The following is a 13,894-nucleotide window of genomic DNA, read 5'->3' as shown; positions in this document are numbered from 1 at the left end:
AGTTTGGGTCAGTGATGTTCCATACGGGGGTGTTCGGCCAGCCACAATCTGGCTGCGTCGAAATCCCTGGCTATCTGCGCTTTAAGCGCATCGATAGAATCAAACTTTTCTTCATTCCGCAGTTTGTGGCGGAAGACAACGTCAATATGCTGGCCGTAAAGTGTGCCAGTATAGTCAAACAGGTGCACTTCCAATGCTGGCTGCCTGCCATCCACCGTCGGGCGTAGCCCTATATTGGCGACACCATCCTGTACCGCACCGCTTTCCAGTGTTACTCGAACCACATAAACACCACGCAAAGCGGGCATCTGAGACAGCAGAACATTGGCCGTAGGCGACCCGATACGACGACCCAGTTGTCTGCCATAGACGACCCGGCCGAATATGCAATAAGGATATCCAAGCAGAGCCTCGGCTTTTTCCAACTGGTTTTCAAGAAGCAGGTTACGGATACGAGTGCTGCTTACTCGCTCACCCGCAACGGTTATTGTGCGGGTATTTTCCACTGAAAAGCCGACAATCGCACCCACGGCCTCCAATAATCCGAAGTCGCCGGCCCGATCACATCCAAAGCGGAAATCGTCGCCAACAACAAGGTGGCGTACCGCCAGTCCCTCAATGAGAACATCTTCGATAAAACCCATGCCGGAATAACCACGAAAGGTTTCATCAAATTTCAGGCATAACACGATATCAATACCGGCCGCCAGCAAGGCTCCCAGCTTATGCCGGAACCCCATCAGCCTGGGTGGAGCCTCAAGCCCCTGAAAGAACTCCCTTGGCTGCGGTTCAAATATGATAACCACCGAAGGCAGGTTCAATGCCCGGGCTTTGCTTTTAACCTGATCAATAATGGTTTGATGGCCCAGATGGACACCATCAAAGTTGCCAATGGTGGCGACACAGCCTTCTGCCAGTGGTGAATTCACCTGCCGGGAGAGTATTTTCAGGTTGGTCAGACCCCGAATCAGACGCATGCAATGCGAACCTTCATTTGGCAGTTGGCTTTCAGCGCTAAATCCGTGTGTAAGGCGCTGGCGAGAAAACGCGCGATTATACCTCACCTGTGGCGAAAATGTCTTACCCGAACCCCCACCAGCCCCAGAACAATAAAGTAGGTACCACCCGCCACAGCCACCAGCATGCCCATATGCAGAGAGCGCTCGATGCCATCCGCCGCCAGCCAGTGCATGACAGGCATATTCAACCAGAGTATGACTGCAACCATCGCGACATTCGCCACACCAATTTGCCCGAGGTATTCGGGCCAGCCAGGCTGGCTTTTCCAGGCGCCCTGATGCTTCAGGCCACGCCAGAGTAAAACCGCATTAAGCCATGCGGACAGAGACGTTGCCAGAGCCAGACCCGCGTGCGCCAGAGGAACAATAAGAGCCAGATTGAATACCATATTCGCGACCATGGCTATGATCCCGATTTTCACTGGAGTACTCGTGTCCTGGCGGGCAAAGAACCCCGGCGCCAAAACCTTGATTACCATAAAAGCGAGCAAACCGGCGGAGTATGCCCGTAAGCTCTGAGCTGACATGGCAACATCCCGGTCGGTGACTTCACCATAATGAAAGAGCGTCGCTATCAGGGGCTCAGCCAACAGCGCCAGAGCCAGGGCTGCAGGCACACCTATAATCAGAACAGCACGAACAGCCCAATCCAGCGTTGCGGCAAACTGATCGTTGGAAGCCGCTGCGTGCTTGCGGGACAAGCTCGGAAGAATCACTGTTGCTATAGCAATTCCGAATACCCCCAAAGGCAATTCTGAGAGCCTGTCGGAATAGTACAACCAGGATACACTCCCGGTTTGCAGAAATGAGGCCAAAACAGTGTCCAGCAGCAGATTGAGCTGACTGACCGATACACCGAACAGCGCTGGCACCATCAGCTTGAGAATTCGGCTGACACCTTCGTGCCGGTAGTCCACCCGGGGCCGGGGCATCAACCCCAGCCGCATCAAAAACGGTAACTGAAAGAAAAGCTGCAGCGCCCCGGCAATGAAGACCCCCCAGGCCAAGGCCATAACCGGCTCGTTCATTAAAGGTGCCAGGTACACAGCCGCACCAATCATCGCGAGATTAAGCAGCACCGGCGTAAAAGCAGGGACAGCAAACCTGTCATAACTGTTCAGAATGCCACCAGCAAACGCAGTCAGAGAAATCAGCAAGAGATAAGGAAAGGTAATGCGCAACATGTCGCTGGTCAGCGCAAATTTGACATCATCATCCAGAAACCCCGGAGCGAAAACCGCGGTCAAAAGCGGGGCGCCCAGCATAGCGGCCAGGGTAATACCCAGCAGAACAAGGCCGAGAGAGCCTGCAACAGCATCGACCAGGCGCTTTACGTCAGTGGTTGGGCAGTTCTCGCGGTAAGATGAGAGTACGGGAACAAATGCCTGGGAAAATGCACCCTCAGCAAAAAGCCGGCGTAAAAAATTGGGAATCTTGAAGGCAACAAAAAATGCATCGGCACCGGTTCCGGCACCAAAATAACGGGCTATGACCATGTCTCGCACCAGGCCCAGGACCCGGGAGAGCATGGTCATTATACCCACCAATCCGGAAGACCTGAGCAAGCCTGGTGCTCTCGCGGGAGGTTGTTGATCCTGTGACGTTTCGGGTTGTGATGACATTCGGGCTTTATATCCGGGTTGCACACTCTTTCGGCCGGGCACTTCGGGAATTACCTGTTTCCCCGCCAAGCCCCGTACACAGCGAGCCGGGAGTTTACCACAGCCCTGTTGATCCATGGGATCAAATGGGGTTTAGTATTGACATTTACGGGTTTGGGCGGCATAGTTCCGCGTCATTTATTTCGACGCGCTGGTTATGGGCGCGCCCGCGATTTCAGGAATTCTCTGGCTGGTATTTTGCCCAGAGTTTTCTGTACGAATCATTCAGTAACGAATTTAAGTACTTTCAGGAGTTTTACGGTGGCAAATACCCCGCAAGCCAAAAAGCGCGCACGTCAGAACGAGAAGAACCGCAAGCACAACACAAGCCTGCGTTCCATGACTCGCACTTATATGAAAAAAGTTCAGGTTCAGATTGAAGCCGGCAACTACGAAGAAGCCCAGGCTGCTTTCAAAGCTGCCCAGCCGATCATGGACAGCATGGTCAACAAAGGCATCTTTGCCAAGAACAAGGTTGCCCGTCAGAAGAGCCGCATGAGCGCAAAAATCAAGGCTCTGAAAAGCGCCTGATAGCATTTTGCAGCACTAGCGCAAAGCTCTTACTGCTATAAAAAAACCGGCCTTCTGGCCGGTTTTTTTATTTCAGACAATAACCATGTTGTCCCGATGAATCATCTCCTCGTCGGAAACATAGCCAAGAACATCGACAATACTGTGGCTTGACCGGCCAGCAATAGCCCCGGCATCGCGGGAATCGTAGTTAACCAGCCCACGGGCAATCTCGTTACCCTCAGAGTCAACGCAAGAAACCATCTCTCCACGCCGGAACTGCCCGGAAACGCGCCGGACTCCGACCGGCAGAAGGCTACGACCACCTTGCCGAAGCACCTTCACTGCACCATCATCAAGCATCAGCTTGCCCCGGGTTTTCAGATGACTTGCCAGCCACTGCTTGCGCGCAGCCATACGCTCCTGCTCAGGAAGCAGCAAAGTGCCAAGAACATCCCCTCGGCGCAGCCTGGCAAGAACACCCTCAACGCGTCCACCCGCAATCACAGTAAACGCTCCCGAACGCGCAGCAAGGCGCGCAGCACGAAGCTTGGTCTGCATACCTCCACGACCAAGAACACCCGCACTCCCCCCGGCCATGGCATCCAGCTCCCGATCACCGGCAAATCGCTCTGTTACCAGACTTGCATCCGGATTCTTGCGAGGATCCTTATCAAACAACCCAAGCTGATCGGTCAGAATAATCAACCCGTCAGCCTCAACCACGTTGGCCACCAAAGCCCCCAGGGTGTCATTATCGCCAAAGCGGATTTCATCAGTCACCACCGTATCATTTTCATTTACGATCGGAACGACACCAAAATCCAGCAGCGCCTTCAGCGTACTGCGCCCGTTCAGATAACGCTTTCGGTCTGAAAGATCATCGTGAGTGAGCAAAATCTGAGCCGTGTGAATACCATGGCGCTTGAACTCGGCCTCCCAGGTCTGAACCAACCCCATCTGGCCTACTGCGGCTGCAGCCTGAAGTTCGTGTAACTGCTCCGGGCGCTTTTCCCATCCCAGACGGCTCATACCCTCAGCCACCGAGCCGGAAGACACCACAACGAGCTCGACACCCTGCTCAACCAGCGCCGCCATCTGGTCCACCCAAAGCCCGAGCGCGGGCACATCCAGCCCCTTACCATCGTTTGTCAGAAGGGCACTACCAATTTTCACTACCAAACGGCGTGCCTGATGCAGCCGGGCGCGTTCTGTCATAAGGAAATCCAAAATCTACTCAGGCGCATACACCACTTCAACGTCGTAATCATCGTCGTCGAAGTCATCGTCACTTTCTTCCCGGGCTGCACGGCGAGCCTGCCGCTCTTCCTCTATACCTGCCCGGGCCTCCTCATCCATGCGCTTACGTCTTGCCGCTTCCTGTTCGGCAACCTCAGGGTTCTCAGCCTCTTCCTCTGCACGCTCTTCAATCCAGCGCATAACCGCCTGAGTCAGCGGCCTGGTACCCTCGCCACTTAATGCAGAAATACGGAATACCGGACCTTGCCAGCCAAGCTCATCGATAATCGCCTGACAATGGGCGTCACGATCCGCTTCCGGCACCATATCCACCTTGTTCAGCACCAACCAGCGATCGCGGCCCGCCAGCGTCTCGCTGAATTTTTCAAGTTCGTGCGCAATTGTTGTTACTGCATGAGCTGGCGAGGAACCATCGTAAGGCGCCACGTCTACCAGATGAAGCAATAAACGGGTGCGAACAAGGTGCTTCAGAAAACGAATCCCCAAGCCTGCGCCTTCTGCAGCCCCTTCAATCAGGCCAGGTATATCCGCTATAACAAAACTCTGGTGCGCCTGCACACTAACAACACCCAGGTTCGGCACCAGTGTCGTAAACGGATAATCTGCCACTTTCGGCGTCGCGGCCGAAACAGAACGTATGAACGTGGACTTGCCGGCATTAGGCAGCCCCAGAAGACCGACGTCCGCCAGGACCTTCAACTCCAGCCGCAGATTCCGGAGCTCACCTTCGGAGCCTTTGGAGGTCTGACGAGGCGCTCGGTTGATCGATGACTTGAACCGGGTATTCCCAAGGCCATGAAACCCACCCTGAGCTACTTTCAGGCGCTGCCCGACACGGGTCAGATCTCCAAGTACCTCATGGGTATCCACATCAACCACCGTTGTACCAACCGGTACAGGCAGCACGAGATCCTCACCCTTGGTGCCGGTACAGTTACGGCCGGAACCCTGCTCACCACCAGGCGCCTTGTGCTTACGCTGAAACTGGTAGTCCACCAGCGTATTAAGGGCATCACTCGCCTCAAGATACACCGAGCCACCATCACCTCCATCGCCGCCATCAGGACCTCCCCTGGGGACGTATTTTTCACGCCGGAAACTGAGACAACCGTGTCCGCCCTTACCGGCTTCAACGATGATTGTGGCTTCGTCTACGAATTTCATGATTCAACCCTTTGCGCATAGCGCATAAACTAAAAAGCCCCGCAGCCTCAAGGAAGCTTTGCGGGGCTCCGGGTGGCTCTGAATCCTGATTATACTAACAGGATATCAGGCCTACCCAAGGTTCGACAGAACCGGATCGCCGCTGCTTACGCAGCAGGAACGATACTTACGAACTTACGGTTTTGCGGACCTTTTACTTCAAATTTGACCTGGCCGTCTGCTTTCGCAAACAACGTGTGGTCTTTACCCAGGCCAACGTTAACGCCTGCGTGGAAACGGGTACCACGCTGACGAACAATAATGCTGCCTGCGGATACTGTTTCGCCGCCATAGCGCTTGACACCAAGTCGTTTCGACTCGGAATCGCGACCGTTACGGGTACTACCTGCTGCTTTTTTGTGAGCCATGACAAGCCTCCTGATTAAGGGGTTTTTCCGGGAGCTTAGCCCTGGATACCCGTGATCTTGACTTCAGTAAACCACTGACGGTGGCCCTGACGTTTCATCGAGTGCTTACGACGACGGAACTTGATGATCTGGATCTTGTCGTGACGACCGTGGCTAACCACTTCCGCAGTCACTTTGGCACCATCAACAACCGGCGCACCAACTTTGACGTTTTCGCCATCAGCGACCAGCAGAACGCGATCAAACTCGACGTTGCCACCGGTCTCCACTTCCAGCTTTTCCAGCTTCAGAGTTTCGCCTTCTTTAACACGGTGCTGTTTACCACCGCTAACAATAACTGCGTACATTCACATTCTCCGCGATTGACCCATCCCTGCTCTTATCCACCTGGTTCTAAGGGAAGCGCTCTGGCGACCCTATAGCAGGGAGCGCAGGTTGGGATGAGTTGGGCGCGTGATTGTACGAAAACGCGCCCGGCAATACAAGTCAAGTTGACACTAACCGCAGCAATACCTAGCATTGCCGCGTCCTCCCTGTATTATCAGCAGACCAGACAGTCACATAACTACGACACCACCAAGGGATCCAGAAGCCGTATGACAGCCCAGCGCATTTACGATACCGTGGCAGACGACTTCAAGCGCGTTAATGACCTGATCATCAAACGACTTTCTTCAGACGTCCCGTTGGTAGAAAAAATAGCCCACTACATCATTGAAAGCGGCGGCAAGCGCCTGAGACCCTTGCTGGTTCTGCTTTCCAGTCAGGCTGCAGGCTATAGCAGAGACGAGCACCTCAAGCTGGCCGCTGTCATCGAATTCCTGCATACGGCCACCCTCCTGCATGACGATGTGGTGGATACCTCTGACATGCGCCGGGGGCGGAGCACTGCAAATGCAAAGTGGGGAAATGCCCCCAGCGTGCTGGTAGGTGATTTCCTCTACGCCCGCGCATTCGAAATGATGGTAGAGCTGCAAAGCCTTCCGATTATGACCATTCTTTCCCATGCCACAGCAGTAATTGCGCAGGGCGAAGTCATGCAACTGACGAACGTGAAAAACCCGGATCTGACTGAAGATCAATACATGCAGGTTATCCACAATAAAACAGCCATGCTTTTCGAGGCCGCTTCCCATACCGGAGCCATACTAGCCAACGCAGACGAAGGCCGGGAACAGGCACTGAAAAACTATGGCAAACATCTGGGGTTAGCGTTCCAGCTGGTGGACGATGTTCTGGATTATCGCGGCGACGCCGAAACTATGGGCAAAAATGTCGGCGACGATCTGGCGGAAGGAAAAACCACCCTTCCCCTTATCCACGCCATGGCCCACAGTAGTGAAGAAGACCGTCAGCTCATACGTAAGGCGATCCGCAAAGGCGGGCTGGATGACTTGCCACAAATCCTGAAAATTGTTGAGACATCCGGAGCCCTGGAGTACACCATGGAGAAAGCCAGAGAGGAAGCTGCCAAAGCCCTAGCTACCCTTAAGACTCTTGCAGCCTCACCACACAAAGAAGCTCTGGAGCTGTTGACCCAGGTTGCCGTAGCACGAGTCAGCTAAGACGGCCCCGCCCATGGGGCGAGCTGAAATCCAGTCGCGGCCCCACAGGAATAATCTGCGTGGGATTAATGGTGCGCTGGCTCACGTAGTAGTGACGCTTGATCTGGCCAATATCCACTGTACCGGCTACACCAGGTACTTGATACAAGTCTCGCAGATACCCTGACAGAGAGGGAAAATCACTGACTCGCTGGCGATTGCACTTGAAGTGCCCATGATACACAGCATCAAACCGGACCAGTGTTGTAAACAAGCGCCAATCCGCCTCTGTAACATAGTTTCCCACCAGATAACGCTGCCCCGACAACCTTGCGTCCAGCCAGTCCATAGTATCAAACAGTTCAGAATATGCATTTTCATACTGCGCCTGAGCCGTCGCAAAGCCTGCCTTATAAACACCGTTATTAACTGTGCGATACACACGCTCATTCACGGCATCGATCTCGGCCCGCAACTCCTGAGGATACAAATCCAAATCATGGCGCACACCATCCAGGCCATCAAATTCAGAGTTAAACATCCGGATAATATCCGCCGACTCATTACTGACGATGGTCTGCCCGTGCTTATCCCACAAAACCGGAACAGTTACCCGCCCCGTATATTCCGACGCTGCTTTCGTATAAACCTGATGCAAAAAACGAAAATCGTACAAATCATCCCTGTGCTCCTCTTCTCCAGGTCGGAATTCCCAGCCACTCTCCAGCATATCCGGATGCACTACTGATACTGAAATATGAGCCTCAAGCCCCTTCAGCTGCCGGACAATCAACGTACGATGCGCCCAGGGGCAAGCCAGGGAAACATACAGATGGTAACGCCCCGACTCAGCCTTGAAGCCACCCTCACCCGTCAGCCCCGGTGAGCCATCCACGGTCACCCAGTTCCGGAAGCGCGCAGCCTCACGCTCGAACCTGCCGCCGGTCTTACCGGTGTCATACCACTGATCATGCCATTTGCCGTTGACGAGAAGACCCACTATTTGCCCCCATGAATAAACTGCCAGTGCGTGTGCAGACACAGGAACCAACATACACCTGTATCCTGCATTTAATGGGAGCAGAATAACGGCGACCCTGCTACCCTCACAAACAAGCAATTCTGGCCAACAACTTCAGATAATTCGAACATGCACACAGCCATTACTATAGACGCCCTCCGGGTGCTCGACGCCATTGACCGCAAAGGCAGTTTTGCAGGTGCCGCAGGTGAACTTTTCCGGGTTCCATCAGCTATTAGTTACACCGTACAAAAGCTTGAAGAAGACCTGAATGTAGTTCTATTCGACCGGAGTGGACACCGGGCGGTGCTTACTCCCGCCGGCCGGTACCTGCTAAAGGAAGGCAGAACCCTGCTGGATGCCGCCGAAAACCTGGCACACTCAACCCGACAAGTTGCGCAAGGCTGGGAACCCAGATTGCGCATCGGCTTCAACTCGCTATTACCGGCGGAATGCCTGTTCCCGGCTATCAAGGACTTCTTTGCGCTCGGCGTTCCTGTGGACGTTCAAATCATAGAAGAAGTTTTTGCAGGCGCCTGGGATGCTCTCCAAAGCCGGAGAGTGGACTTGATTATCGGGGCCGACGACATCAGTAAACCCTCCGGAAACTTTACCAGTCACGTACTTGGCAATATCACTTTTACTTTTGCTGTTGCACCCGGTCACCCGCTGGCGAGCGCAAAAGAACCATTAACTGAAGAAGATATCTCTGGCTTTCCCGCAGCGGTTGCCGCAGACACATCCCGCGCCTTACCCGCTGGCCACGCCGGTATCTTCCGCAGACAGCGCACTCTGACCGCTGCCAATATCGATCATAAAATTTCCATACAAAAAGCAGGCCTCGGCGTGGGCTGGCTACCAAAACCTCGCATACAAGAACTCCTTGCCTCGGGCCAGCTCATAGAGAAACAGGTATGCGAACCAAGGCAACCCGCCACGCTTCTCGCTGCCAGACACACTGATGATAAAGGCAAGGCTCTGACATGGTTCTGGCAAAGGCTGACCAAAGACCCTGCCATAGCTAACTGGCTGAATAACTGAAGAAGGCCAGAATACGTCCGTTGCATAGCCCCGGTACTTCCTGGAGGCAACCGGGGATATCCCGGAGTAATCTATACTGGGACGAACCTTGATAGAGAAAGGAGCCCATTGATGCGGCATCTAACCGGACTGGACGCTTCCTTCCTGCACCTTGAATCCGTCAAAGCGCCGATGCATATCGAAAGCGTCTACCTGTTTGATGCCAGCGAACGGGAAGCGCCTCTGACGTTCAGTACATTTGTTGCTTACCTGCAGAGCCGTCTGCACGCGGTGCCTGTATTTCGTCAACGCCTGAAAGAAGTTCCCCTGCGCCTGGGCCGCCCCTATTGGATCGACGATCCTGACTTCAATATCGAAAGACATCTGTCCTATATCAGCCTCAGCGAAAACGGCACAGAGGCAAGCCTTATGGACCTTGCATCGAAGATTCTTGAAGAGCCACTCGAACGGGGCCGCCCGCTTTGGCATATTACCTTCGTAGACGGCTTCCGGCTGGATGGAGAAAACGGCGATGATGAAGAGAGCCATGAAGGCTTTGCACTTATCGTAAAGCTGCATCATGCAGCCATTGATGCCTTCAGCGGCGAGGAAATTATCAGTAAACTTCTGGAGTACACCCCGGAGCCACAACCCATACGCCCGCCCCGCCCCTGGCAATCACGCCCGGAACCATCTGAAGAGCAGGTATTAATACGGGCCGGTGCCAACATACTACGCAACCCATGGCGAATAGTCTCGCTGGCAGCAAGCGCCGCAGAAACAAGGGCCAGGGAGCTGATCCAGAAACAGTTGCTGAAAATTCCCCTGTTCTCCACACCCCACAGCCCGTTCAACCGCAGAATCACGGCTAATCGCCAAATCCTGTCTGCCAGCATTCAATTATCCCGGCTCAAAGCAATCAGGGCCATGCTTGGTGATGTCACACTGAATGACGTGGTGTTAGGGCTCTGCGCAGAAACATTGCAACGATATCTCCACGGACAGAAGGAGCGTACGAACCAACCTCTGGTTGCCTTGATCCCCATTTCAGTGCGCTCAAACACACTGCGAAGAACCACCGGAAACCAAATATCCGCCATGTTGCTGGATCTTGCCACCAACGAACCGGATCCGGCCCTGCGTATTCACAAAATTCACGGGAATGCTGTTACCTCAAAGCCTTACAGGGATGCCATTGCAGCAGCCCGGCTTACAGAGCTGTTACCCTCCGGAATGCTGGCACTATCGGCACGCCTGTATTCTGAGCTGCAGATTACCCAGCGCCACTGGCCGGTATTCAACCTGCCCATTATCAATGTACCCGGCCCCCAGGTGCCCCTGTATTTACAGGGCGCGAAACTCATACATCAATACAATGCTGCACCGTTATCCGAAGGTATGGGGCTCGTTATTGTGGCCATGAGCTATCAAGGCAGCCTGACACTCAACTTTACCATCTGCCCCGATGTGGTGGCTCAAGGCAACAGGCTCCGAAACCATGTCACTGAAAGCCTTGAGGCCATCGAAAAAGCCGCCAGCGCACAAAACAGACTTAAAGGCCGCTTCATGCGCTAACAGCAAGTAAAACTACCGGCACTTACTCGAAGGCCCAACGCAAAAACGCTTTTTTCTCTTCATCACTGGCGGTAGCCCATACGGCCTTCAAACGATCCAGAGAACTCATTTCACTGCCTGACACAGCCCCGTCTTCAGCGAGCTGGCCAGTCGGAACAGGCGTTCTCACCGCAAGGGTGCTGTCTGCGGGCGACCAATCCGACGATTGCGCCAATACCTCACCACCTGCACCGACGATGGAAGCTGAGAACTGTGGCATCATCTGTTCCGCTTGCCGCCGGTTTTCCGGCTCGTCAAACTCAAACCGATAGGTTTCATTTGGGGCCGCCTCAAACCGTACAACCTGCGGCGCACTTTCAATCACATAGACCTTCGACTCGCCATTACCCACGACTCCCGGCTTGGCCCAGATAGTTTTATAGGTGAAGACAACTTCGTTTTCCCCTGGGAGCAGCGCATAATCCAGCGCCAGGTCATCCATCATATAGTTGGTCATCGCACGCCCGTTCACCTGGCTCACACTGATAGCACCGGGCGCTTCAAGGGTAGAGGCGTTAACCGCAGTGGCCGGATTCCCCTCCCAGGTCTCAAGCTTGGTAACCGCCGATGAGCAGCCAACCAATAAACCGAGAAGAACTGCCGGAAACAGCATCCGAATCAATCTGCCAGAATGGCTAAACTTCAACCTGCTAAGACGTATAACGTGACGGACACTCATTTTATCTCCTTTAAGATTCGGGTGAGACCATGGACGGACGAAGGATACAGCCTGTTATCCCGTATTCTGAACACAGCAGCCGCGGAGGGCAACAAGATACGCAAAAGAGCGCGGCGTGAGCCAGACTGCAAGAGTACCCATATAATTGTTAAAAAATGTTGAATTTGCCCAGATTTGTATTAATTTTAAACACACGCCTATTAATTACGTAGCGCCCGGAGTACGGGTGTAAGCCAAGGGCTCAGGAGTCGGCCATGGACGTACAGGTTAGATCAGGAGAAGATGGGAGCGCGCCCTTTCGCAGCAATCGTTTTTTCTGTGTCGGAAACAGATGGTATTTCACGACCAGAGAAGGCTTTGACAGCGGCCCCTTTGCATCCAGAGAGCGAGCTGAAGCCGGACTAAGACGCTTTCTGCACGTAGTAAAACTGCTTCCGGAAGAACCAGTGGTGCACTAAAGCCCCAAGAACCTCCAGAGTACCGGGGAAAAGCCGCTTTAAAGGATGTACGGCATCAGCCAGACATCAATGGCGAGCAGGCAGAGCAATGCCATAATGCCTGCAACCACGTCATCCACCATGATGCCCAGCCCGCCGGGCAGGCGCTCATCGAGCCAGTTGATGGGCCAGGGCTTGAGAACATCGAAAAACCTGAAAATCAGGAATGCCAGCAACACACCGTATATCTGATCAGGAAAGAGCCCCAGGGCAATCCACATTCCTACGAACTCATCCCATACTATTCCGCCATGATCATGCACCTTCAGGTCTGTCGCTGTTTTTCCACATAGCCAGATGCCCACCACGAAGGCCAGCGCAACAATAAACCAGTAAGCAACAGGAGGTAGCCAGGCAAACCCGTACCATAGAGGAATCGCTGCCAGACTACCCCAGGTTCCCGGCGCGCGGGGCGCTGCACCGCTGCCAAACCCGAAGGCTAATAGGTGTACAGGATTTTTCAGAAACCCCGGCGGCAATATAGCTTGGGTCAAATCAGGCTCCGGCCACTGATCTTCCTGACTCATGATTTCCTCCTGAAGTGATCAAAGCCAAGGGTATCAGATTCCGACACTACAGCAGCACCATCAAGTCGCAGACCCGGCGCTTCCTCAATAACTCCGATAACCGTGAATTGCTGCTTCAGCGATGGTGGCGCACCTGTCCAGTTTGCTTCAGGGATCGTCACACAAAGCTCGTAGTCATCTCCGGAATGAAGCGCATAATCCCGCGCCCCAGTGCCTTTCAGGCGCTTGAGTGCAGCCGAAACAGGGATCCTGGCAACCTCGATATTCGCCCCGACCGAGGAAGCCTCCAGAATATGACTCAGGTCTGCCAGCAAGCCATCTGATATATCAATAGCAGCCGTCGCCAGACCTCTCAGACCAGCACCAAGCTCCAGCCTGGGTTCGGGGTGATGATAACGCTTCAGCACAAATGCCTCATCCGCAGAGAAACTCTGGGGGTCAGAGCACGCCTGAGCCCCGAGATAGTCCAGTGCAGCGCCGGCGTCTCCCAGGGTACCGGATACCGCAACAAGGTCGCCTGGTCTGGCTCCGGAACGAAGAATGGCAGCCCCACGCGGAATCAGACCATGCACCTGCAAACTCAACGCCAGAGGACCACGGGTTGTATCACCACCGGCAAGTACAAGCCCGAATGCATCCGCTGCTTTCCCAAGCCCGCAAGCGAAGCCACGCAACCAGGATTCATCAGCCTCAGGCAAGGTTAACGCAAGAGTATAGGACGTCGGATCAGCGCCCATAGCGGCCAGATCACTGGTGGCTACCGCAAGCGCTCTCCAGCCAAGATAGTCCGGGCGGTAATGGAAGGGGAAATGCACTCCCTCAACCAGCGTATCGAGGGAAAAAACCAGATCGGAACCAGAGGGTACGCGCTGAATTGCGCAGTCGTCGCCCGGCCCAACAATAATAGAATGAGGGCCGTGCAAACGGGCTAACGGCATAAAAAACTGCCGGATGAGCTCAAATTCACCCAT

Annotated in this window: 15 protein-coding genes; 5 read left to right on the top strand and 10 right to left on the bottom strand. The window is 54.1% G+C overall.

Annotation, left to right across the window (positions count from 1 at the left end):
* Window positions 1-8: 8 nt before the first annotated feature.
* Together ribF and murJ are read right to left on the bottom strand one after the other, a co-directional pair.
* Window positions 9-977, bottom strand: coding sequence for a bifunctional riboflavin kinase/FAD synthetase (gene ribF, locus DS878_RS15145; protein ID WP_113816836.1), 969 nt, complete (start codon window positions 975-977; stop codon window positions 9-11).
* 83 nt (window positions 978-1,060) lie between these two features.
* Entirely contained in the window at window positions 1,061-2,641 is a 1,581-nt protein-coding gene (murJ, locus tag DS878_RS15140; RefSeq protein WP_113816835.1) for a murein biosynthesis integral membrane protein MurJ, read from the bottom strand.
* Between the two features lie 300 nt (window positions 2,642-2,941).
* Between murJ and rpsT the strand changes: the two genes are divergently transcribed.
* On the top strand, window positions 2,942-3,211 hold the full coding sequence (rpsT, locus tag DS878_RS15135; protein WP_113816834.1) for a 30S ribosomal protein S20: 270 nt from the start codon (window positions 2,942-2,944) through the stop codon (window positions 3,209-3,211).
* A gap of 72 nt (window positions 3,212-3,283) precedes the next feature.
* Here rpsT and proB read toward each other — a convergent pair whose 3' ends face one another.
* The 4 genes from proB to rplU form a co-directional block, all read right to left on the bottom strand.
* A complete protein-coding gene (gene proB / locus DS878_RS15130; protein WP_113816833.1) occupies window positions 3,284-4,408 on the bottom strand; it encodes a glutamate 5-kinase in 1,125 nt (374 codons plus the stop codon).
* A gap of 15 nt (window positions 4,409-4,423) precedes the next feature.
* Window positions 4,424-5,614 (bottom strand): Obg family GTPase CgtA, encoded by a 1,191-nt coding sequence (gene cgtA / locus DS878_RS15125; protein WP_113816832.1) that lies wholly within the window; start codon window positions 5,612-5,614, stop codon window positions 4,424-4,426.
* Between the two features lie 146 nt (window positions 5,615-5,760).
* A complete protein-coding gene (gene rpmA, locus DS878_RS15120) occupies window positions 5,761-6,021 on the bottom strand; it encodes a 50S ribosomal protein L27 (RefSeq protein WP_113816831.1) in 261 nt (86 codons plus the stop codon).
* A gap of 35 nt (window positions 6,022-6,056) precedes the next feature.
* Complete coding sequence (rplU, locus tag DS878_RS15115; RefSeq protein WP_113816830.1) at window positions 6,057-6,368, bottom strand: 50S ribosomal protein L21; 312 nt, start codon at window positions 6,366-6,368, stop codon at window positions 6,057-6,059.
* A gap of 249 nt (window positions 6,369-6,617) precedes the next feature.
* Here rplU and ispB point away from each other — a divergent pair, with 249 nt between their 5' ends.
* On the top strand, window positions 6,618-7,586 hold the full coding sequence (gene ispB / locus DS878_RS15110; RefSeq protein WP_113816829.1) for an octaprenyl diphosphate synthase: 969 nt from the start codon (window positions 6,618-6,620) through the stop codon (window positions 7,584-7,586).
* Here the strand turns inward: ispB and DS878_RS15105 are convergent.
* Window positions 7,579-8,565: a glutathione S-transferase family protein gene (locus tag DS878_RS15105; RefSeq protein WP_113816861.1), complete on the bottom strand. Its 987-nt coding sequence runs from the start codon at window positions 8,563-8,565 to the stop codon at window positions 7,579-7,581. The two genes, ispB and DS878_RS15105, sit on opposite strands and share 8 nt — an antisense overlap.
* A gap of 150 nt (window positions 8,566-8,715) precedes the next feature.
* Here DS878_RS15105 and DS878_RS15100 point away from each other — a divergent pair, with 150 nt between their 5' ends.
* Both DS878_RS15100 and DS878_RS15095 read left to right on the top strand, forming a co-directional pair.
* Window positions 8,716-9,627 (top strand): LysR substrate-binding domain-containing protein, encoded by a 912-nt coding sequence (locus DS878_RS15100; RefSeq protein ID WP_113816828.1) that lies wholly within the window; start codon window positions 8,716-8,718, stop codon window positions 9,625-9,627.
* A 111-nt stretch (window positions 9,628-9,738) separates the two neighbouring features.
* Entirely contained in the window at window positions 9,739-11,181 is a 1,443-nt protein-coding gene (locus DS878_RS15095) for a WS/DGAT/MGAT family O-acyltransferase (protein WP_113816827.1), read from the top strand.
* Window positions 11,182-11,203: 22 nt separating this feature from the next.
* Here DS878_RS15095 and DS878_RS15090 read toward each other — a convergent pair whose 3' ends face one another.
* Window positions 11,204-11,899 carry a DUF2057 family protein gene (locus DS878_RS15090; protein WP_113816826.1) on the bottom strand — a complete coding sequence of 232 codons (696 nt, stop codon included), beginning with the start codon at window positions 11,897-11,899 and terminating at the stop codon, window positions 11,204-11,206.
* Between the two features lie 254 nt (window positions 11,900-12,153).
* Here DS878_RS15090 and DS878_RS15545 point away from each other — a divergent pair, with 254 nt between their 5' ends.
* The gene (locus tag DS878_RS15545; RefSeq protein WP_113816825.1) at window positions 12,154-12,357 is read left to right on the top strand and encodes a DUF6316 family protein; all 204 of its coding nucleotides are present in this window, start codon (window positions 12,154-12,156) and stop codon (window positions 12,355-12,357) included.
* 38 nt (window positions 12,358-12,395) lie between these two features.
* On the opposite strand, the gene DS878_RS15080 is transcribed toward DS878_RS15545, so the two are convergent.
* The gene (locus tag DS878_RS15080) at window positions 12,396-12,923 is read right to left on the bottom strand and encodes a phosphatidylglycerophosphatase A (RefSeq protein ID WP_113816824.1); all 528 of its coding nucleotides are present in this window, start codon (window positions 12,921-12,923) and stop codon (window positions 12,396-12,398) included.
* Window positions 12,920-13,894 (bottom strand): thiamine-phosphate kinase, encoded by a 975-nt coding sequence (thiL, locus tag DS878_RS15075; RefSeq protein WP_113816823.1) that lies wholly within the window; start codon window positions 13,892-13,894, stop codon window positions 12,920-12,922. The genes DS878_RS15080 and thiL overlap by 4 nt, the downstream gene beginning before the upstream one ends.

This window comes from Marinobacter sp. F3R11 (assembly GCF_003318275.1).
Taxonomy (GTDB): domain Bacteria; phylum Pseudomonadota; class Gammaproteobacteria; order Pseudomonadales; family Oleiphilaceae; genus Marinobacter.
The sequence above is the reverse complement of the archived record's forward strand: the minus strand, read 5'-3'. Positions and strand labels throughout refer to the sequence as shown.